The sequence below is a fragment of the Enterobacter sp. 940_PEND genome (assembly GCF_001059415.1).
GTDB lineage: Bacteria > Pseudomonadota > Gammaproteobacteria > Enterobacterales > Enterobacteriaceae > Enterobacter > Enterobacter cloacae_M.
The window spans coordinates 47,424-65,890 of sequence record NZ_JUMS01000109.1 but is presented as its reverse complement, the minus strand read 5'-3'; the positions used below and the strand labels follow the sequence as shown (position 1 = coordinate 65,890).

Annotated in this window: 21 protein-coding genes; 4 read left to right on the top strand and 17 right to left on the bottom strand. The window is 57.7% G+C overall.

Annotation, left to right across the window (positions count from 1 at the left end):
• Position 1 precedes the first annotated feature (1 nt).
• Together ADJ24_RS15380 and ADJ24_RS15375 are read right to left on the bottom strand one after the other, a co-directional pair.
• Positions 2–1,429: a non-oxidative hydroxyarylic acid decarboxylases subunit C gene (locus ADJ24_RS15380; RefSeq protein WP_023308982.1), complete on the bottom strand. Its 1,428-nt coding sequence runs from the start codon at positions 1,427–1,429 to the stop codon at positions 2–4.
• Positions 1,419–2,021, bottom strand: coding sequence for a non-oxidative hydroxyarylic acid decarboxylases subunit B (locus tag ADJ24_RS15375; protein ID WP_023308983.1), 603 nt, complete (start codon positions 2,019–2,021; stop codon positions 1,419–1,421). Before ADJ24_RS15375 ends, ADJ24_RS15380 begins: the two co-directional genes overlap by 11 nt.
• A gap of 172 nt (positions 2,022–2,193) precedes the next feature.
• Between ADJ24_RS15375 and ADJ24_RS15370 the strand changes: the two genes are divergently transcribed.
• Positions 2,194–2,601, top strand: a complete 408-nt coding sequence (locus ADJ24_RS15370) for a MarR family winged helix-turn-helix transcriptional regulator (RefSeq protein WP_023308984.1) — start codon at positions 2,194–2,196, stop codon at positions 2,599–2,601.
• Here ADJ24_RS15370 and ADJ24_RS15365 read toward each other — a convergent pair.
• Positions 2,598–3,485 (bottom strand): LysR family transcriptional regulator, encoded by an 888-nt coding sequence (locus tag ADJ24_RS15365; protein ID WP_023308985.1) that lies wholly within the window; start codon positions 3,483–3,485, stop codon positions 2,598–2,600. The two genes, ADJ24_RS15370 and ADJ24_RS15365, sit on opposite strands and share 4 nt — an antisense overlap.
• Positions 3,486–3,593: 108 nt before the next feature.
• Here ADJ24_RS15365 and ADJ24_RS15360 point away from each other — a divergent pair, with 108 nt between their 5' ends.
• Positions 3,594–4,796 (top strand): MFS transporter, encoded by a 1,203-nt coding sequence (locus ADJ24_RS15360; RefSeq protein ID WP_023308986.1) that lies wholly within the window; start codon positions 3,594–3,596, stop codon positions 4,794–4,796.
• Positions 4,793–5,173, top strand: a complete 381-nt coding sequence (locus ADJ24_RS15355) for a DUF4440 domain-containing protein (RefSeq protein WP_023308987.1) — start codon at positions 4,793–4,795, stop codon at positions 5,171–5,173. Before ADJ24_RS15360 ends, ADJ24_RS15355 begins: the two co-directional genes overlap by 4 nt.
• A gap of 53 nt (positions 5,174–5,226) precedes the next feature.
• On the opposite strand, the gene rpoS is transcribed toward ADJ24_RS15355, so the two are convergent.
• The 13 genes from rpoS to cysG all read right to left on the bottom strand — a co-directional run bounded on the left by rpoS (position 5,227) and on the right by cysG (position 16,315).
• Positions 5,227–6,219, bottom strand: a complete 993-nt coding sequence (rpoS, locus tag ADJ24_RS15350) for an RNA polymerase sigma factor RpoS (protein WP_008499600.1) — start codon at positions 6,217–6,219, stop codon at positions 5,227–5,229.
• 59 nt (positions 6,220–6,278) lie between these two features.
• On the bottom strand, positions 6,279–7,403 hold the full coding sequence (gene nlpD / locus ADJ24_RS15345) for a murein hydrolase activator NlpD (protein ID WP_023308988.1): 1,125 nt from the start codon (positions 7,401–7,403) through the stop codon (positions 6,279–6,281).
• A gap of 116 nt (positions 7,404–7,519) precedes the next feature.
• Positions 7,520–8,146, bottom strand: a complete 627-nt coding sequence (locus tag ADJ24_RS15340; protein ID WP_023308989.1) for a protein-L-isoaspartate(D-aspartate) O-methyltransferase — start codon at positions 8,144–8,146, stop codon at positions 7,520–7,522.
• The gene (gene surE, locus ADJ24_RS15335) at positions 8,140–8,901 is read right to left on the bottom strand and encodes a 5'/3'-nucleotidase SurE (RefSeq protein WP_023308990.1); all 762 of its coding nucleotides are present in this window, start codon (positions 8,899–8,901) and stop codon (positions 8,140–8,142) included. The genes ADJ24_RS15340 and surE overlap by 7 nt, the downstream gene beginning before the upstream one ends.
• On the bottom strand, positions 8,882–9,931 hold the full coding sequence (truD, locus tag ADJ24_RS15330; protein ID WP_023308991.1) for a tRNA pseudouridine(13) synthase TruD: 1,050 nt from the start codon (positions 9,929–9,931) through the stop codon (positions 8,882–8,884). The genes surE and truD overlap by 20 nt, the downstream gene beginning before the upstream one ends.
• A complete protein-coding gene (gene ispF / locus ADJ24_RS15325; protein WP_023308992.1) occupies positions 9,928–10,407 on the bottom strand; it encodes a 2-C-methyl-D-erythritol 2,4-cyclodiphosphate synthase in 480 nt (159 codons plus the stop codon). Before ispF ends, truD begins: the two co-directional genes overlap by 4 nt.
• A complete protein-coding gene (gene ispD / locus ADJ24_RS15320; protein WP_023308993.1) occupies positions 10,407–11,117 on the bottom strand; it encodes a 2-C-methyl-D-erythritol 4-phosphate cytidylyltransferase in 711 nt (236 codons plus the stop codon). The genes ispF and ispD overlap by 1 nt, the downstream gene beginning before the upstream one ends.
• Positions 11,118–11,136: 19 nt before the next feature.
• A complete protein-coding gene (gene ftsB / locus ADJ24_RS15315; RefSeq protein WP_008499609.1) occupies positions 11,137–11,448 on the bottom strand; it encodes a cell division protein FtsB in 312 nt (103 codons plus the stop codon).
• Between the two features lie 166 nt (positions 11,449–11,614).
• Complete coding sequence (locus ADJ24_RS15310; protein WP_023308994.1) at positions 11,615–11,941, bottom strand: DUF3561 family protein; 327 nt, start codon at positions 11,939–11,941, stop codon at positions 11,615–11,617.
• Between the two features lie 58 nt (positions 11,942–11,999).
• Positions 12,000–12,605, bottom strand: a complete 606-nt coding sequence (gene cysC / locus ADJ24_RS15305) for an adenylyl-sulfate kinase (protein WP_023308995.1) — start codon at positions 12,603–12,605, stop codon at positions 12,000–12,002.
• A complete protein-coding gene (cysN, locus tag ADJ24_RS15300; protein WP_023308996.1) occupies positions 12,605–14,029 on the bottom strand; it encodes a sulfate adenylyltransferase subunit CysN in 1,425 nt (474 codons plus the stop codon). Before cysN ends, cysC begins: the two co-directional genes overlap by 1 nt.
• A gap of 9 nt (positions 14,030–14,038) precedes the next feature.
• Positions 14,039–14,947, bottom strand: a complete 909-nt coding sequence (gene cysD / locus ADJ24_RS15295) for a sulfate adenylyltransferase subunit CysD (RefSeq protein ID WP_010434549.1) — start codon at positions 14,945–14,947, stop codon at positions 14,039–14,041.
• Between the two features lie 9 nt (positions 14,948–14,956).
• A complete protein-coding gene (gene cysG, locus ADJ24_RS15290; RefSeq protein ID WP_023308997.1) occupies positions 14,957–16,315 on the bottom strand; it encodes a siroheme synthase CysG in 1,359 nt (452 codons plus the stop codon).
• A gap of 237 nt (positions 16,316–16,552) precedes the next feature.
• Between cysG and ADJ24_RS15285 the strand changes: the two genes are divergently transcribed.
• Positions 16,553–17,596: an aminopeptidase gene (locus ADJ24_RS15285; RefSeq protein WP_023308998.1), complete on the top strand. Its 1,044-nt coding sequence runs from the start codon at positions 16,553–16,555 to the stop codon at positions 17,594–17,596.
• 71 nt (positions 17,597–17,667) lie between these two features.
• On the opposite strand, the gene cysH is transcribed toward ADJ24_RS15285, so the two are convergent.
• Complete coding sequence (gene cysH, locus ADJ24_RS15280) at positions 17,668–18,402, bottom strand: phosphoadenosine phosphosulfate reductase (RefSeq protein ID WP_023308999.1); 735 nt, start codon at positions 18,400–18,402, stop codon at positions 17,668–17,670.
• Between the last annotated feature and the right edge of the window lie 65 nt (positions 18,403–18,467).

Sequence of the window (18,467 nt, the reverse complement as noted above, 5' to 3'; positions counted from 1 at the left end):
CTTATTGACGTGCTGCCAGCATCGCGGTCAGTTTTTCAGCCCAGGCTTTGGTTTCAGGCAGATCCTGTACCGGCTGGCTGTAGTGGCCCCGGGTGTCCGGCGCGACAGGCGTGGTGGCATCGATAATCAGTTTGTCGGTAATGCCCGCCGGGCTGGAACCGGGATCGAGTTCAAGGACCGACATGTTCGGCAGTTGTACCAGATCGCCTGCCGGGTTCACTTTCGACGACAGCGCCCACATCACCTGCGGAAGGTTAAACGGATCGACATCCTCATCCACCATGATCACCATCTTCACGTAGCCCAGACCGTGCGGCGTGGTCATGGCGCGTAAACCGACCGCGCGGGCAAAACCGCCGTAGCGTTTTTTGGTGGAGATAATCGCCAGCAGACCGTGGGTATACATCGCATTCACCGCCTGCACTTCCGGGAATTCCGCTTTAAGCTGCTGGTAGAGCGGGACGCAGGTAGCCGGTCCCATCAGGTAGTCAATCTCGGTCCAGGGCATGCCGAGATAAAGGGATTCGAAAATAGGTTTGGTGCGGTAAGAAACTTTGTCGATACGCACAACCGTCATGTTACGACCACCGGAGTAGTGCCCGGTAAACTCGCCGAACGGCCCCTCGATTTCACGCTTGCGGCCTTCAATCACCCCTTCCAGGATCACTTCAGAACCCCACGGCACGTCGAAGCCGGTCAGCGGCGCGGTGGCAATCGGGTACGGGCTTTCACGCAGCGCGCCGGCCATTTCATACTCTGACTGATCGTATTTCAGCGGCGTCGCGCCCATCAGCGTAATGATTGGATCGTTGCCGAGGGTAATAGCAATCGGCAGATCTTCGCCGCGCTCCTCCGCTTTGTGCAGATGCAGAGCGATATCGTGCATCGGTACCGGCTGGAGGCCGAGCTTGCGCTTGCCCTTCACTTCCATACGGTAGATCCCGACGTTCTGCTTGCCGAAGTGGTCCGGGTCGAGCGGATCGCGCGAGACAACGCACGCTTTATCGAGATAAAAACCGCCGTCACCGTCGTTCAGGCGAAACAGCGGCAGGATATCGAACAGGTTAATGTCTTCACCGTCCACCGTATTCTGCGCCCAGGCCGGGTTGGCGCGGCGCTCCGGCGTGACGGGAAATTTATCCCAGCGGCGGATGAACTCGTCGATCTGCTTTTTCACCGGGGTGTTCGCAGGCAGCCCCATCGAAATGGCGTGGTTCTGCCAGGAGCCGATGGTGTTCATCACCACGCGGGCATCGGTAAAGCCACGAATGTTGTCGAACCACAGCGCGGGCGCGCCGTCGCCAATTCGGCCGGTCGCGTTGGCTGCCGCCGCCAGATCGGGCTCGGCGTTAACCTCTTCCTCAATTTTCAGCAGTTGCCCTTGCTCATCGAGCGCCTGCAGGAAGCTTCTCAAATCATCAAATGCCATCTTTATTCTCCTGTGCAAAATGTTTCGCCTCCCGCAGCCCGTTCCAGCGGCGCGCCTTTTTATGCTCCAGACCGAACTGGTCGAGCACGCGGGTCACGATGTGCTGGGTAATGTCATCGGCGGTTTGCGGGTGGTTGTAATACGCAGGCATGGGCGGCACCATCGCCACGCCCATGCGGGAAAGAGCAAGCATGTTCTCAAGATGAATCGTGCTGAGCGGCGTTTCACGAGGAACCAATACCAGCTTGCGCCCCTCTTTCAGCACCACGTCCGCCGCACGTCCCACCAGCCCTTCGGCGTAGCCCGCGCGGATACCCGCCAGCGTTTTCATGCTGCAGGGAATGACGATCATGCCGTCGGTGCGAAACGAGCCGGAGGAGATGGTGGCGGCCTGGTCAGCCGGACTGTGGACAACGTCAGCCAAAGCAGCAACGTCCTGCGCGGTGTAAGGCGTTTCCAGCTCGATGGTGGTTTTTGCCCACTTAGACATCACCAGATGCGTCTCCACCTCCGGCATTTCCCGCAGCGCCTGCAGCAGCGCCACGCCCAGCGGTGCGCCCGTTGCCCCCGTCATTCCTACTATCAATCTCATTCATCACCTCAACATTTTGTTCGTACACGAACATTATAAATAAGCTACTCCAGGATCGTTTTCCTGACAAGATCGTTCGCATACGATCACACGAATGGCTAAAAGATGCCGCGTTAAAATTGAGAGCAATAGCGGCTATCATAGGGGAGAGATTTTTTCCGTCGGAGTGTTCATGGAACTAAGACAAGAGGCGTTCCACCTGTTACGTCAGCTTTTTCAACAGCATACCGCGCAGTGGCAACATGCCTTACCGGAACTGACCAAGCCACAGTATGCGGTGATGCGCTCTATTGCCGAGCATCCGGGTATTGAACAGGTGGCGTTGACCGAAGTGGCGGTCAGCACGAAAGCGACCCTGGCGGAGATGCTCAGCCGCATGGAGGCGCGCGGTCTGGTCAAACGCGAGCACGATCCGGCTGATAAGCGCCGCCGGTTTGTCTTCCTGACGCCAGAAGGTGAAGCCCTGCTTGCTGGCTGTAAACCGGTTGGCAACGAGGTGGATGAGGCGTTTTTAGGACGTCTTAACAAGGCCGAGCGGGAGCAGTTCTCCGCGCTCATCAAAAAGATGATGCACGATTAATTCACGCTGGCGCGCATAAAATCGATAAAGGTGCGCACTTTCGCCGACACATGCCGGGCATCGGGATAAACCGCATAGATGCCCTGCTGCGCAAAGGTATATTCCGGTAAAACCGGGACCAGTTTTCCCGCATCAAGCGCATCGCGCGCCAGCCATTCCGGCAGTAACGCCACACCTCCGCCAGCAAGTGCAAAGGCCATAAGGGCCTGAGCGCTGTCGGCAAACAGGCGCGGCGCTTTTTTTATCTCCAGCGTTTCAGGCGCACCGCTGGCATCCTTCACCTGCCAGCGCAGCGGCGAGGCCAGGCGCTCGTGAATAATCCAGTCGGCGTTGGCAAGGTGCGCAAGCGTTTCGATCGGATGGTTAACGAGCCACCCGGGCGCCGCGACGGGGAGAATGGAGAAGTGCGCAATCAGCGCGGCGTGGTTGCGCGAATCGGCAAGCGTTCCCAGACGGATGGCTACGTCAAAGCGCTCCGATATAAGGTCAGCGTGCAGGGACGACGAAACGTGCCGCACGCGAAGATCTGGGTGCTGCTGGCTAAACCTGGCCAGCAGCGGCACCACCACCTGTGAGCCATACTCGGGCGTAGTCGTGATCCGCAGTTCGCCATTGAGCCCCGCATGATTCGCGCGGACATCATCCTGCAGCCGTTCCGCATCCTTCAGAAGCGCCATGCTGCGCTGATGAAATAGCGCGCCCGCCTCGGTTAACGTCAGGCGGCGGGTGGAGCGCAGCAGCAGCGTAACGCCCAGCTCATCTTCTAGCTGGCGAATATTGAAGCTGACCACGGCTTTTGTCAGCCCCATTGCCTCGGCTGCGGCAGTGAAACTGCCGGTGTCGGCCACCGCGACAAACATCTGAGACCGCTGTAGGTTAATCATCATCACGCCTTTTACTGTCAAAATATTTTTGACAGTATATCGCGCTTTGTCAGGTTTATCCGTGCTTCCCGGATCGATACGATACGCCACCTCACCGGAGGATCCACCATGACGTATCGCAGCAAAGTCGCCGTTGTTTATCTGCTGGGCTTTTTTCTTGATTTGATCAATATGTTTATTGCCAGCGTCGCCTTCCCGGCAATGGCTCACGCCTTTAACACCACTCCTTCAGCCCTTGCCTGGGTCAGTAACGGGTACATTGCCGGCCTGACGCTGGTGATCCCGTTCAGCAGCGTGCTCACGCGCCGCATCGGGCCAAAGCGCGTCATCCTGCTCTCGCTTTTTCTGTTCAGCGCAGCCTCCGCAGCGGCGGGCCTGTCTGCAACGCTTGAAAGTCTGATCGCCTGGCGAGTACTCCAGGGCGTGGGTGGAGGTTTACTGATCCCCGTTGGACAGGCGCTGACCTGGCAACAGTTTAAGCCTCACGAGCGTGCCCGACTCTCCTCGGCGGTGATGCTGGTGGCATTGCTTGCCCCGGCCTGCTCCCCTGCTATCGGAGGCCTGCTGGTGCAGACGCTAAGCTGGCGATGGATATTTTTCGCCACGCTACCGGTCGCTGTCGTGACCTTTGTTTTGGCCTGCCTGTGGCTTAAACACGAAATGCCCGCGATGAAAGCGGCCAGACTGCTAAACCTGCCGTTACTCGCGGACCCGCTTTTGCGTTTTTCCATGCTTGTCTATATCTGCGTACCCGGCATGTTTATTGGGGTGAACGTCACGGGCATGTTTTATCTTCAGCACGTGGCGAACATGAGCCCAGCCGCAACGGGGATGCTCATGCTGCCGTGGTCCGTGGCATCGTTTATCGCCATCACGGCAACGGGACGCTATTTTAACCGTATCGGCCCCCGACCGCTGATCGTCATCGGCTGCCTGCTGCAGGCGACGGGTATCCTGCTTTTGATTAACGTCAGTTCGGCTACGCTGCTGCCTGCCGTTGCGTTTACCTTAATGGGCGCTGGGGGAAGCCTGTGCAGCAGTACGGCTCAGAGCAGCGCTTTTCTGACGACGCGCCGGGAAGAGATTCCGGATGCCAGCGCGCTGTGGAATCTTAATCGTCAGCTGAGCTTTTTTGCCGGAGCCCTGCTGCTGGCGCAGGCACTGAGCCTGGCGCAGGCCTGGCTGCCACCGCTCGCCGCCTGGCACGGGATGTTTATTTTTGCCGCAGGCATGACCCTGCTGCCTGTACCGTACATTTTTCGTCTTAACAATACGCAGGTGCTCACCCAGCTGCGACAGGAGAATTCATGACGCCTTTCGAACACGACATTATCGACCTCCACATTGCGCTTGAAGACTGGTTAGGCAAAGGTGAAGGTGATTCCGACGCCCTGCTCGCCCGCTTCAGCCCGGATTTTATGATGATCCCACCGGGCGGCGTTCAGATCGACTATATCGGTCTTGCCAGTTTTCTGGAAAATCAGCGCGGAAGCCGTCCAGGACTGAAAATCGTCATTGACGAATTATCCACGATCCAGCGCTGGGATCGTGGCGCGGTGCTTCACTACCGCGAGACGCAAACCCGGCCAGATCTGCCCGTTAACGTGCGCTGGTCAACCGCGGTGCTCAATCAGGAAGGCGACAAAATAACGTGGCGTCTGCTGCACGAGACGGCGGCACAGCCGTAACACAAAAGAAAAAGGCCCGTCTCACGACGGGCCATTTTTTGACGAAAGGTTGCTTATTCGCGGAACAGCGCTTCGATATTCAGACCTTGCCCCTGCAGGATTTCACGCAGGCGGCGCAGACCTTCAACCTGAATCTGACGAACACGTTCACGGGTCAGGCCAATTTCACGGCCGACATCTTCCAGTGTCGCAGCTTCATACCCCAGTAAACCGAAACGACGTGCCAGCACTTCACGCTGTTTGGCGTTCAGTTCGAACAGCCATTTGACGATGCTCTGCTTCATGTCATCGTCCTGCGTGGTGTCTTCCGGACCGTTGTCTTTTTCATCGGCCAGGATGTCCAGCAGCGCTTTTTCGGAGTCGCCACCCAGCGGGGTGTCAACGGAGGTAATGCGCTCGTTGAGACGCAGCATACGGCTAACGTCATCAACCGGTTTATCGAGTTGCTCGGCAATCTCTTCTGCGCTTGGCTCGTGGTCCAGTTTATGGGACAACTCGCGTGCGGTACGCAGATAAACGTTCAACTCTTTGACGATGTGAATCGGCAGGCGGATCGTACGGGTCTGGTTCATAATAGCCCGTTCGATGGTCTGACGAATCCACCAGGTCGCGTAGGTTGAGAAACGGAACCCGCGTTCAGGGTCAAACTTCTCAACTGCGCGGATGAGACCTAAGTTGCCCTCTTCAATCAGATCCAGCAGAGCCAGACCACGATTGCCGTAACGGCGGGCAATTTTCACGACCAGTCGCAGGTTACTTTCAATCATGCGACGACGCGAGGCTACATCACCACGCAAAGCACGACGTGCGAAATAGACTTCTTCTTCGGCCGTTAGCAGTGGGGAGTAACCAATCTCCCCAAGGTAAAGCTGAGTCGCGTCCAGTACACGCTGTGTGGCACCCTGCGATAACAGCTCTTCTTCAGCCAAATCGTTATCACTGGGTTCCTCTTCTACTAAGGCTTTTTCGTCAAAAGCCTCTACTCCGTTCTCATCAAATTCCGCGTCTTCATTTAAATCATGAACTTTCAGCGTATTCTGACTCATAAGGTGGCTCCTACCCGTGATCCCTGAACGAGACACCCTGGCTGGCATGCCCCGTCAAATTATCGCTGCGGCAAATACTGCAGCGGGTTTACGGATTTCCCCTTGTAACGAATTTCAAAATGCAAGCGTGTAGAACTGGTTCCGGTGCTACCCATGGTAGCGATTTTTTGCCCCGCCTTAACTTCTTGTTGTTCCCGGACCAGCATTGTGTCGTTATGGGCGTAGGCACTCAGGTAATCATCGTTATGTTTGATGATAATAAGATTACCGTAACCGCGCAGAGCGTTACCGGCATACACAACGCGCCCGTCAGCGGTCGCGATGATAGCCTGTCCCTTACTCCCTGCGATATCGATCCCTTTATTTCCCCCCTCGGAGGAAGAGAAGTTCTCGATAACCTTGCCGTCAGTTGGCCAGCGCCATGCAGAGATTGGCGAACTGGAGGTCATACTGCTGGCAGTCGGTTCAGTAGAGCTAACCACAGGTGCCGTCACCGGTGCTGTGACAACAGTCGCAGTCCCTTTATTATTCGGCAACATTTTGTTAGCAGTCTGATCACCTGAATCCTCAGAATACGTAATTACAGGTTGTGAAGCAACCACCGTGGTGGATTTTTGTGCAGGCTTAACGCTGTTATTTTGAGCCGTCACATCGGCCGCTGAAACGGTGTTGCCAGGCGTAAGTGGCGTGCCCGTCGCGTTGCCAACCTGGAGCGTTTGCCCCACTTCCAGACCATACGGGGCCTGGACGTTATTGCGCTGCGCGAGGTCACGGAAATCGTTCCCGGTGATCCACGCAATGTAGAACAGCGTATCGCCGCGTTTCACTGTATAAGTGCTGCCACCGGTATAGCTGCCTTTCGGAATGTTCCCATACTGACGGTTATAGACTATGCGGCCATTCTGGGTCTGAACAGGCTGTTCCACTGGCTGAATCTGCGTCGGCTGCGTCATTGGACGCTGAACCGGCTGGATTGGCGGATTTTGTTGCGCCGTAGAGGTGCCCGTTTTAGGCGGAGGAGTGATCAACATTCCGCTGGACGTGTTACCCGAGCCGCTGTTTCCGCCGACAGAACTGACGGGCGCAGGCGCGTTGTTAGAACTTGTACAGCCTGCCAGCCAGAGCGAAACCAGTGATAATGCCGCAACACGGCTGATGGTGAATTTAGGGCTTCCCGCGCTCATTTATCCCCCAGGAATGTGTTAACTACCAGTGACTTAAAATTTACCGTGATGACACGAATCTTTCGCGCCACACCATACGCTGAATTTGCCTTAATAACCCTGGATAATTCCGAGTCTCAGGCCAACTCCCCCTTTACCAGAGGCACAAAGCGCACGGCTTCCACGGTGTCGATAATAAACTCGCCGCCGCGCCGACGAACGCGCTTCAAAAGCTGCTGCTCGTCCCCGACGGGCAGAACAAGAATTCCCCCCTCATCCAGCTGCGACAACAGGGCCGCAGGAATTTCAGGCGGGGCCGCCGTCACGATGATCGCGTCAAACGGCGCGCGCGCCTTCCAACCCTGCCATCCATCACCGTGTCGTGTCGAAACATTGTGTAAATCAAGTTGTTTCAGGCGACGACGCGCCTGCCACTGTAAACCTTTAATCCGCTCAACGGAGCATACATGATGAACCAGATGCGCCAGGATCGCGGTTTGATACCCCGACCCGGTGCCAATCTCCAGCACGCGTGATTCGGGCGTCAGCTCCAGCAGCTCCGTCATGCGCGCCACCATGTAAGGCTGTGAAATCGTCTGGCCCTGTCCGATGGGCAGCGCCACGTTTTCCCACGCTTTGTGTTCAAACGCCTCGTCTACAAATTTCTCACGCGGAACCTGAGCAAGCGCTTCAAGCACGTGCTCGTCGCGGATCCCCTGCGCGCGGAGTTGTTCCAGAAGAGTTTGTACACGTTTGTTTACCATTGCGCGTTCACTCCTGCGCGATCCAGCCAGCCCGACACCACATCATGCGCGCTATACGCGGTTAAATCTACGTGCAGCGGGGTAACCGAAACATAGCCTTCATCAACGGCGGCAAAGTCGGTATCCGGACCCGCATCGCACTTATCGCCGGGAGGGCCAATCCAGTAAAGCGTGTTGCCGCGAGGATCCTGCTGCGGGATGACCTGATCGGCAGGGTGTCGACTCCCGCAACGGGTGACGCGAATGCCTTTAATTTCGTCGAGGGGAAGATCCGGCACGTTGATGTTGAGGATGCGCCCGGTACGCAACGGCTCGCGGCCGAGCGCCCGCAGGATCGAACAGGTCACCGCGGCGGCGGTATCGTAGTGCGTATGGCCGTTCAACGAGACCGCCAGCGCCGGGAATCCCAGATGGCGCCCTTCCATTGCGGCCGCCACGGTGCCGGAGTAAATCACGTCATCGCCGAGGTTAGGACCGGCGTTAATGCCGGAAACAACGATATCCGGACGCGGCCGCATCAGCGCGTTCACGCCCAGAAAAACACAGTCGGTTGGCGTGCCCATCTGCACGGCAATATCGCCATTTTCAAAGGTAAAGGTGCGAAGCGACGACTCCAGCGTCAGAGAGTTAGACGCTCCACTGCGGTTACGATCGGGCGCCACGACCTGCACATCCGCAAATTCACGGAGATGTTTCGCCAGGGTCTGAATGCCTGGCGCGTGGATCCCGTCATCGTTACTCAGCAATATTCGCATAATCACCCGAGGTGTTGATTAGTTCCCTGACAACACTGGTGGCAAAGCTACCTGCCGGTAGCCAGAAGCGTAACTCGACGGTTACGTCATCCCACCAGTTCCAGCTTAACTGCTGCGGATAGAGCAGCATCGCGCGGCGTGCCGCTTCAACTTTTTCCCGCACCAGCAAGGATTGTAATTCTGGCGCATCCGCTACGGCTGACTGCTCGGCGGCCAGCGCGTCGCCCTGTGTTCCCCAGTCGCCCGTACCCGGCAGCGCGGCGGTAATCATCAGCGCTTTTGCGTCCACGCGCGACTGCACATCGGCCATTTCTTCGGCCGTTGCCACAAACCAGCTTCCGCGTCCCGCTAATTGTAGCGCATCGCCAACAACAACTTGATTCGCGTCCGGTTTTTTCAGCCTTTCGCTCACAATCTGATTAAACAACGCGCTGCGGGCCGCCGACAACCAAAAACTGCGTTTATTCCTGTCGCGCACCGGTGCATCGCTTTGCGCCCAGCGCAGCGCGCCCTGCAGGTTGCTGCCGCCAATGCCAAAGCGCTGCGCGCCAAAGTAGTTCGGTACGCCGCGTTCACTGATAGCGTTCAGTCGTTTTTCAACATCTTCGCGGTGCGACACTTCACGCAGCACCAGCGTAAAGTCGTTCCCCTTCAACGCCCCCAGACGCAGTTTGCGCTTGTGCCGGGCGAATTCCAGTACCTTACAGCCTTCAAGCTCAAATTTGCTTAAATCAGGCATCGTATTGCCGGGAACGCGCGCACACAGCCACTGTTCCGTGACGGCGTGTTTATCTTTCTGCCCGGCAAAGCTTACTTCGCGGGCATGAATTTTGAGGAATTTTGCCAGCGCGTCGGCCACGAAGCGGGTATTGCAACCATTTTTCAGAATACGCACCAGGATATGTTCGCCTTCGCCATCCGGCTCAAAGCCCAGATCCTCCACCACGAGGAAATCTTCCGGGCTGGCTTTCAGCACCCCGTTCCCCTGCGGTTTACCGTGCAGGTATGTCAGGTTGTCGAAGTCCGTCATTTGCTCGCCTTCACCAGCAGCGCCACGGCCTCACAGGCAATCCCTTCGCCACGCCCGGTAAAGCCCAGCTTCTCGGTCGTCGTCGCTTTGACGTTCACGTCGTCCATATGGCAGCCCAGATCTTCTGCAATAAACACGCGCATCTGCGGAATGTGCGGCAGCATTTTCGGGGCCTGGGCAATAATCGTCACGTCGACGTTGCCGAGGGTGTAGCCTTTCGCCTGGATGCGGCGCCACGCTTCGCGCAGCAGCTCGCGGCTGTCCGCCCCTTTAAATGCCGGGTCGGTGTCCGGGAACAGCTTGCCGATATCACCCAGCGCGGCAGCGCCCAACAGCGCGTCGGTCAGCGCATGCAGTGCCACGTCGCCATCAGAATGCGCCAGCAGTCCTTTATCATAGGGAATGCGCACGCCGCCAATGATAATTGGGCCTTCTCCGCCAAAGGCGTGTACATCAAAACCGTGTCCAATTCGCATTATGCCTTCTCCTGATGGGTCGAACGGGTAAGATAAAATTCCGCGAGCTGTAAATCTTCCGGACGCGTCACTTTTATATTATCAGCGCGTCCTTCAACAAGCTCAGGGTGGAAACCGCAATATTCCAGCGCGGAGGCTTCGTCCGTGATGGTCGCGCCTTCTTTAAGCGCTCGCGTTAGGCAGTCGTGGAGTAATTCGCGGGGGAAAAATTGTGGCGTCAGCGCGTGCCATAAATCGACGCGATCGACGGTGTGGGCGATAGCCTGTTTTCCCGGCTCGGCGCGCTTCATGGTGTCGCGCACCGGTGCGGCCAGAATCCCACCGACCTTGCTTGTTTCGCTCAGCGCCAGCAGGCGCGCAAGATCGTCCTGATGCAGGCAAGGACGCGCCGCGTCATGCACCAGCACCCACGGCGCGTTTCCGGCGGCCTGAATGCCCGCCAGAACGGAATCGGCGCGCTCGGCGCCACCGTCAACGACGGTAATCTGCGGGTGATTTGCCAGCGGCAGCTGCGCGAAGCGCGCATCGCCAGGGCTGATAGCGATAATCACACGCGTCACCCGCGGGTGCGCCAGCAGCGCCGCCACGGCGTGCTCGAGGATCGTTTTATCGCCAATAGAGAGGTACTGCTTGGGACATTCTGTCTGCATGCGCCGGCCAAAACCTGCGGCCGGCACCACGGCGCATACGTCCGAAAAAGTTACTGCCATGTCGTAATCCTGGGCCTGATTATCGATTGTTTTGTGCTGAGCCCTGATTGCGTTTAGACGCATCCGGAACCAGACGATAAAAGGTTTCGCCCGGCTTAGTCATACTGAGTTCATTGCGTGCGCGTTCCTCAATCGCCTCCTGCCCGCCATTGAGGTCATCAATTTCAGCAAAGAGTTGATCGTTTCGCGCCTTAAGTTTGGCGTTTGTTGCCTGCTGAGCCGCGACGTCATCGCTCACCCGGCTATAGTCGTGAAGTCCGTTCTTACCGAACCACAGCGAATATTGCAGCCAGATTAGCAAAGCCAGCAACAGCAGCGTTAGTTTACCCATCCTGCCCCCTGAAAAACGGCATCATCATCCCAAGACTTCCCCAGAGCACTACGCCGGGGTAACAGAGATGCCGCAACATCGCGGGCAAATGTACCACATTTTTTCCGCAGAATCGTCCTGCACAATATCGTTACACAGTTGGTTACGGTTTGAATTATGGCTGAAGTTAGCCCATGAGCCACAAAAATAACAGACCAAACATCACAACCACCGTCACAATCGTGACCACGGTGCTGTAGAGGAGCTTGCCGTTGAGCAGAGAGTGCAGCGCAATGCCGACAACAACCGCCACGGGCATCAACGCCAGAAAGAAAGGCCAGGTGTAGAGAAAGAAGAACAGCGTGTTGCCGCCGTAGATAAGAAACGGAATGCCAAGCGCCAGCAGCCATGAGACGAAGCCAATGATGGCCCCAGGAAATGACCAGGTCGTTTCGTCGTCGGTCGCTAGCGGCTCCGACCCGGTGGTGGTGATGTAATGTTCACTGTTGCGCATAGCTAATCCTGTGACCGTGACTCATCGTTCGGGAAGACAGCTCCCGAACGATACCGCCTCAGGATCTGATAATATCGTCCCGCCTGAGCAGGTCTAATAATTGGCTTACTAAATTTGTTACCAATTGTTGACCTTCCAGGTGAATTTCAGGCGATTCAGGCGCTTCGTATACCGCGTCAATTCCGGTGAAGTTGCGCAGCTCTCCGGCACGCGCTTTCTTGTACAGCCCTTTCGGGTCGCGCGCTTCGCAAATCTCCAGCGGCGTATCGACAAACACCTCGATAAAGCGATCCTGGCCCACGCGTTCGCGCACCATCTGGCGCTCGGCGCGGTGCGGGGAGATAAACGCGGTCAGCACCACCAGCCCGGCGTCAGCCATCAGGCTGGCGACTTCGCCCACCCGGCGGATGTTTTCTTTGCGGTCATCGTCGCTAAACCTTAAATCGCTGCACAGACCGTGACGCACGTTATCGCCATCCAGCAGGTACGTGCTTACGCCCTGCTGATGCAACGCCTCTTCCAGCGCGCCTGCCACCGTCGATTTACCCGAGCCGGACAGCCCGGTAAACCACAGCACAACCCCACGGTGACCGTGGAGCTGTTCGCGCTGGGCGACGGTGACCGGATGAGGATGCCAGACGACGTTCTCATCATGGGCGGCCATTACTTGCCTCCCAGCAGATCGCGTGCGCCCCAGTGCGGGAAGTGTTTACGCACCAGCGCGTTCAGTTCCAGCTCGAAGGCGCTGAATTCAGACGTCGCGGCAGCCTGTTTAATCGGTTCGCGAACCATACCGGCCCCGACGGTAACGTTGGTCAGCCTGTCGATAAAGATCAGCCCTCCCGTGACCGGGTTCTGCTGATACGGATCCAGCACCAGCGGTTCGTCGAAGGTCAGATCGACCAGACCAATGCCGTTCAGCGGCAGCTCGGTGACGTCACGCTGGGTCAGGTTGTTGATATCCACCTGGAACTGAATACCGTCCACGCGGGCGCGGGTTTTCTTGCCGGCAATTTTGATGTCATAGCTCTGGCCAGCGGTCAGCGGCTGTTCGGCCATCCAGACCACGTCCACGGAAGCCCCCTGCACTGCCGCCAGCGTTTCCTGCGCGTCGACCAGCAGGTCGCCCCGGCTGATATCAATTTCGTCTTTCAGCACCAGCGTTACGGCTTCACCGGCGCCCGCTTCCTGCAGGTCACCGTCGAAGGTGACGATGCGGGCGATAGTCGATTCCACGCCGGATGGCAGCACCTTGACGCGCTGACCTACCTTCACGGAGCCTGACGCCAGGGTGCCTGAGAAACCGCGGAAATCGAGGTTTGGACGGTTCACGTACTGCACCGGGAAGCGCATCGGCTGGGTATCGACCACGCGCTGAATTTCAACGGTTTCCAGCACTTCCAGCAGCGTCGGACCGCTGTACCACGGCATGTTCGCGCTCTGGGAGGCGACGTTATCCCCTTCCAGCGCCGAGAGCGGCACAAAGCGAATATCCAGGTTGCCCGGCAGCTGTTCGGCAAAGGTCAGGTAGCTCTGGCGGATCTCCTCGAACTTCTCTTCGCTGAAGTTGACCAGATCCATCTTGTTGACCGCCACCACCAGGTGTTTGATCCCCAGCAGCGTCGAGATAAAGCTGTGACGACGGGTCTGATCCAGCACGCCTTTACGCGCGTCCATCAGCAGGATCGCCAGGTCGCAGGTGGACGCGCCGGTCGCCATGTTGCGTGTGTACTGCTCGTGCCCCGGGGTGTCAGCGATAATAAATTTGCGCTTCTCGGTAGAGAAGTAGCGGTAGGCCACGTCGATGGTGATGCCCTGCTCGCGCTCCGCCTGCAGGCCGTCCACCAGCAGGGCCAGGTCGAGTTTTTCACCCTGGGTGCCGTGACGTTTACTGTCGTTATGCAGGGAAGAGAGCTGATCTTCATAAATCTGGCGCGTGTCGTGCAGCAGGCGGCCAATCAGGGTACTTTTCCCGTCATCCACGCTGCCGCAGGTCAGAAAACGCAGCAGGCTTTTGTGTTGTTGCGCGTGCAGATACGCTTCCACGCCGCCTTCGTTGGCAATTTGTTGAGCAATAGTGGTGTTCATGGCGGCTCCTTAGAAATAACCCTGACGTTTCTTCAGCTCCATGGAGCCTGCCTGGTCGCGGTCAATCACGCGCCCCTGTCGCTCGCTGGTGGTGGACACCAGCATCTCTTCGATGATCTCCGGCAGCGTCTGCGCGCTGGATTCCACCGCGCCGGTCAGCGGCCAGCAGCCGAGGGTACGGAAACGGACCATCTGTTGTTTGATCACTTCACCCGGCTGCAGGTCGATGCGATCGTCATCGATCATCATCAGCATGCCGTCGCGCTCCAGCACCGGGCGCTCGGCGGCCAGGTACAGCGGAACGATCTCGATGTTTTCCAGATAGATGTACTGCCAGATATCCAGCTCGGTCCAGTTGGAGAGCGGGAAGACGCGAATACTTTCGCCTTTGTTGATCTGACCGTTGTAGTTGTGCCACAGCTCCGGACGCTGGTTTTTCGGATCCCAGCGGTGGAAGCGGTCGCGGAAGGAGTAGATACGCTCTTTGGCGCGGGATTTCTCCTCGTCACGGCGCGCGCCGCCGAAGGCCGCGTCAAAACCGTATTTGTTCAGCGCCTGCTTCAGCCCTTCGGTTTTCATGATATCGGTGTGCTTGGCGCTGCCGTGCACGAACGGGTTAATGCCCATCGCCACCCCTTCCGGGTTTTTATGCACAAGCAGCTCGCAGCCGTAGGCTTTCGCGGTACGGTCACGGAACTCGTACATTTCACGGAACTTCCAGCCGGTATCCACGTGCAGCAGCGGGAACGGCAGCGTGCCCGGATAAAACGCTTTACGCGCCAGATGCAGCATGACGCTGGAATCTTTACCGATGGAGTACATCATCACCGGGTTAGAAAACTCGGCGGCCACTTCGCGGATGATATGGATACTCTCCGCTTCGAGCTGCCGCAGGTGTGTAAGACGTTTTTGGTCCATAACCGTTCCTTAAGCCAAATTTACGACAGAAGAACCAAAGCCTTCTGTATCGGTTGTGTGTTGGAACCAGGCGAGCGTGCTGTGCAGCTGCACCACTTCACCCACCACGATCAGGGCGGGCATCGGGGCGTCTTTCGCCAGGGTTGCAAGATGTTCCAGCGTGCCCGTCGCAACGTGCTGATCGACGCGCGTGCCGCGAGAAATGACGGCAACGGGCGTCGTCGCCTCGCGACCGTGCTGAATAAGCTGTTCGCTGATGTCCGCGGCCTTCATCGTGCCCATGTAGATCGCCAGCGTCTGGCGGCTCTGGGCGAGATGCGACCAGTCGAACGGCGTGCTGTCGGCCTTGTAGTGGCCGGTCACAAAGGTCACGCTCTGGGCGTAATCGCGGTGGGTCAGCGGAATACCGGCGTAGGCCGTCACCGCAGAGGCCGCCGTGATGCCGGGCACCACCTGGAACGGTATGCCCGCTTCGGCTGCCGCCTGCAGCTCTTCGCCGCCGCGGCCGAAGATAAACGGATCGCCCCCTTTCAGGCGCACCACGGTTTTACCCGCTTTGGCGGCGTCAACCAGCATCTGGTTAGTGTCGTGCTGCGGCACCGAGTGCTCGCCAGCCCGTTTGCCGACGCAGATTTGCTCCGCGTCGCGACGGATCAGCTCGCGCACGCCGTCGGTGACCAGATGGTCGTAGAACACCACGTCCGCGTCCTGCAGCACCTGCAGGCCGCGCAGCGTCAGGAGCCCGGCATCGCCCGGCCCTGCCCCCACCAGAATGATCTCCCCGCCCGTGCTGCCGGGGTTATCCAGTTCGTCCTCGAGGATTTTCTGCGCCGCCGTCTCATTACCGGCATGCATCAGGCTGGCAAAGCGGCCGCGAAACACGCGTTCCCAGAAGCGACGGCGTTCCGTTACGCTGGTCAGGCGCGTTTTAAGGTGGTTGCGCCAGAAGCTGGCTTTTTCCGCCATGCGCCCGAGGCTGGTCGGCAGCAGCGCCTCGATTTTTTCACGCAGCACGCGCGCCAGCACCGGTGCGGTACCGCCGGAGGAGATCGCCACCAGCAGCGGCGAACGGTCAACGATCGACGGGAAGATAAACGAACATAACGGCTGGTCGTCCACCACGTTCACCAGGCGGTAACGGGCCTGAGCGGCGTCGGAAATCCGCCGGTTTAGGTCGCGATCTTCGGTCGCCGCAATCACCAGCACTACGGTATCGATTTGTGATTCGTCAAAATCCGCTTCTGCCACTACCCGCACCTGCGCCCCTGCGCGCTGCAAAAACGCGATTTTGCGATCGGCAATTTCACCCGTGCCTACAACCAGCACCGGCTTCTCTTTTATCGCGGCAAATAAGGGCAGATAGTCCACAAGCAACAACTCACTAACAACGAGGAATAAAGGGACTATAGGGGGCGGCTTAGACCGAATGAAATTACGAATTGGAATGAGTAGTTACTCAATGGAATAACGCCGTGAAAAAGCTAATACCAAAAAGTGCTTAACATGCGAAATATCGGGCATTTAAGAGCAATTCAAATTGTGTATGGGCGATCACAGTTTCATACTAGGCGGGTTAATATTTTGCTCTGTTTTTAAGGACTCACTATGTTTTCCGCAACGCGCCACCGTATTGCTGCCCTGGCGCTCGGCGTTTGCTTTATTCTTCCTGCCCAGGCAAAAAACCAACCTTATGGTGAAATTGCCACTATGCAGGCGCGGCATATTGCCACAGTCTTTCCTGGCCGCATGACCGGCTCGCCTGCGGAGATGCTCTCCGCAGACTATCTTCGCCAGCAGTTTACCGGGATGGGCTATCAGAGCGATATCAGGTCGTTTCACAGCCGCTACGTCTATACCTCACGAAATAAAACGAAAAACTGGCATAACGTGACCGGCAGTACGGTTATCGCGGCGCATGAAGGTAGCGCGGCTGAACAGATTATTATTATGGCGCACCTTGATACCTACGCCCCGATGAGCGATGCCGATACGGATAACAACCTCGGCGGGCTGACGCTGCAGGGCATGGACGACAACGCGGCGGGCCTGGGCGTGATGCTCGAACTGGCCGAGCGGATGAAAGATATTCCAACCCAGTATGGCATTCGTTTCGTGGCTACCAGCGGTGAAGAAGAGGGCAAACTCGGCGCTGAGAATCTCCTCAAACGCATGAGCGCTGAGGAGAAGAAAAATACGCTGCTGGTGATCAACCTCGATAACCTGATCGTCGGCGACAAGCTTTATTTCAACAGCGGGCAGAGTACGCCGGGACCCGTGCGGAAACTGACGCGCGACCGGGCGCTGGCGATAGCCCGCAGCCATGGCGTTTTTGCCACGACCAATCCGGGCGGGAATCCTGCTTTCCCACGCGGAACAGGCTGCTGCAACGACGGGGAAGTCTTCGATAAGGCGGGCATTCCGGTGCTGTACGTGGAAGCGACAAACTGGGCACTGGGCAAAAAAGATGGCTATCAGCAGCGGGCTAAATCGAAAGCCTTCCCGGACGGGACAAGCTGGCACAACGTGATGCTGGATAATCAGCAGCACATTGACAGCGCGCTGCCGCAGCGGATTGAGCACCGCAGTCGTGATGTGGTGAAGGTCATGCTGCCGCTGGTGAAGGAGCTGGCGAAGGCGGGGAAAGCCTGAGGTGGTTAAGCATAGCGCGGCCTGATGCCCTCACCCAAACCCTCTCCCACAGGGAGAGGGAGGATAAAGGATCACCCTTCATGCAGCCCGCACTCGCGCTTCAGCCCAAAGAATCGCGTCTCTTCTTCCGCCATTCCCGGTTCCCATTTGCGCGTGGTGTGGGTGTCGCCCACCGACAGATAGCCCTGGTCCCACAGCGGATGGTACTTCAGCCCGTGTTTTTGCAGATACTGATACACCGTCCGGTTATCCCAGTCGATAATCGGCAGCACTTTAAACACCCCGCGCTGGACCGCCAGCACCGGTAAGGTTGCACGACTGCCGGACTGCTCGCGACGCAGGCCCGCAAACCACGTCTGCGCATTGAGCTCTTTCAGCGCCCGGTTCATCGGCTCGACTTTGTTGATCTCATTGTATTTCTCAATGCCCTCAACGCCCTGCTCCCACAGCTTACCGTAGCGCGCCTCCTGCCAGGCCGCGCTTTCCGTCGCGCGGTAAACTTTGAGGTTCAGCTTGAGCTTGTCCGTCAGCTCGTCAATAAACTGGTAGGTTTCCGGGAACAGGTAGCCGGTATCGGTGAGAATCACCGGAATGTCCGGACGGATCTGATTCACCAGATGCAGGCTGACCGCCGCCTGAATACCAAAGCTCGACGAGAGCACATAGTCTCCCGGCAGGTTTTCCAGCGCCCACGCCACGCGCCCTTCGGCGTCCAGCTTTTCAAGGTGGGCATTGGTTTCTGCCAGCGCCAGAATGCGTTCGACTTTAGGCAGATCGTTAAGGGCGTTTAGATCGAGTACGGACATAAGAACCTCGTTTGCCTGTTTTGCCGGGCGGCACTGCGTTTGCCCGGCCTACAACACCTGTAAAA

Bases quoted from the DNA above. Each gene is read 5' to 3' on its own strand.
- ADJ24_RS15380 (WP_023308982.1), bottom strand. From the start codon at position 1,429: ATGGCATTTGATGATTTGAGAAGCTTCCTGCAGGCGCTCGATGAGCAA.
- ADJ24_RS15375 (WP_023308983.1), bottom strand. From the start codon at position 2,021: ATGAGATTGATAGTAGGAATGACGGGGGCAACGGGCGCACCGCTGGGC.
- ADJ24_RS15370 (WP_023308984.1), top strand. From the start codon at position 2,194: ATGGAACTAAGACAAGAGGCGTTCCACCTGTTACGTCAGCTTTTTCAA.
- ADJ24_RS15365 (WP_023308985.1), bottom strand. From the start codon at position 3,485: ATGATTAACCTACAGCGGTCTCAGATGTTTGTCGCGGTGGCCGACACC.
- ADJ24_RS15360 (WP_023308986.1), top strand. From the start codon at position 3,594: ATGACGTATCGCAGCAAAGTCGCCGTTGTTTATCTGCTGGGCTTTTTT.
- ADJ24_RS15355 (WP_023308987.1), top strand. From the start codon at position 4,793: ATGACGCCTTTCGAACACGACATTATCGACCTCCACATTGCGCTTGAA.
- rpoS (WP_008499600.1), bottom strand. From the start codon at position 6,219: ATGAGTCAGAATACGCTGAAAGTTCATGATTTAAATGAAGACGCGGAA.
- nlpD (WP_023308988.1), bottom strand. From the start codon at position 7,403: ATGAGCGCGGGAAGCCCTAAATTCACCATCAGCCGTGTTGCGGCATTA.
- ADJ24_RS15340 (WP_023308989.1), bottom strand. From the start codon at position 8,146: ATGGTAAACAAACGTGTACAAACTCTTCTGGAACAACTCCGCGCGCAG.
- surE (WP_023308990.1), bottom strand. From the start codon at position 8,901: ATGCGAATATTGCTGAGTAACGATGACGGGATCCACGCGCCAGGCATT.
- truD (WP_023308991.1), bottom strand. From the start codon at position 9,931: ATGACGGACTTCGACAACCTGACATACCTGCACGGTAAACCGCAGGGG.
- ispF (WP_023308992.1), bottom strand. From the start codon at position 10,407: ATGCGAATTGGACACGGTTTTGATGTACACGCCTTTGGCGGAGAAGGC.
- ispD (WP_023308993.1), bottom strand. From the start codon at position 11,117: ATGGCAGTAACTTTTTCGGACGTATGCGCCGTGGTGCCGGCCGCAGGT.
- ftsB (WP_008499609.1), bottom strand. From the start codon at position 11,448: ATGGGTAAACTAACGCTGCTGTTGCTGGCTTTGCTAATCTGGCTGCAA.
- ADJ24_RS15310 (WP_023308994.1), bottom strand. From the start codon at position 11,941: ATGCGCAACAGTGAACATTACATCACCACCACCGGGTCGGAGCCGCTA.
- cysC (WP_023308995.1), bottom strand. From the start codon at position 12,605: ATGGCCGCCCATGATGAGAACGTCGTCTGGCATCCTCATCCGGTCACC.
- cysN (WP_023308996.1), bottom strand. From the start codon at position 14,029: ATGAACACCACTATTGCTCAACAAATTGCCAACGAAGGCGGCGTGGAA.
- cysD (WP_010434549.1), bottom strand. From the start codon at position 14,947: ATGGACCAAAAACGTCTTACACACCTGCGGCAGCTCGAAGCGGAGAGT.
- ADJ24_RS15285 (WP_023308998.1), top strand. From the start codon at position 16,553: ATGTTTTCCGCAACGCGCCACCGTATTGCTGCCCTGGCGCTCGGCGTT.
- cysH (WP_023308999.1), bottom strand. From the start codon at position 18,402: ATGTCCGTACTCGATCTAAACGCCCTTAACGATCTGCCTAAAGTCGAA.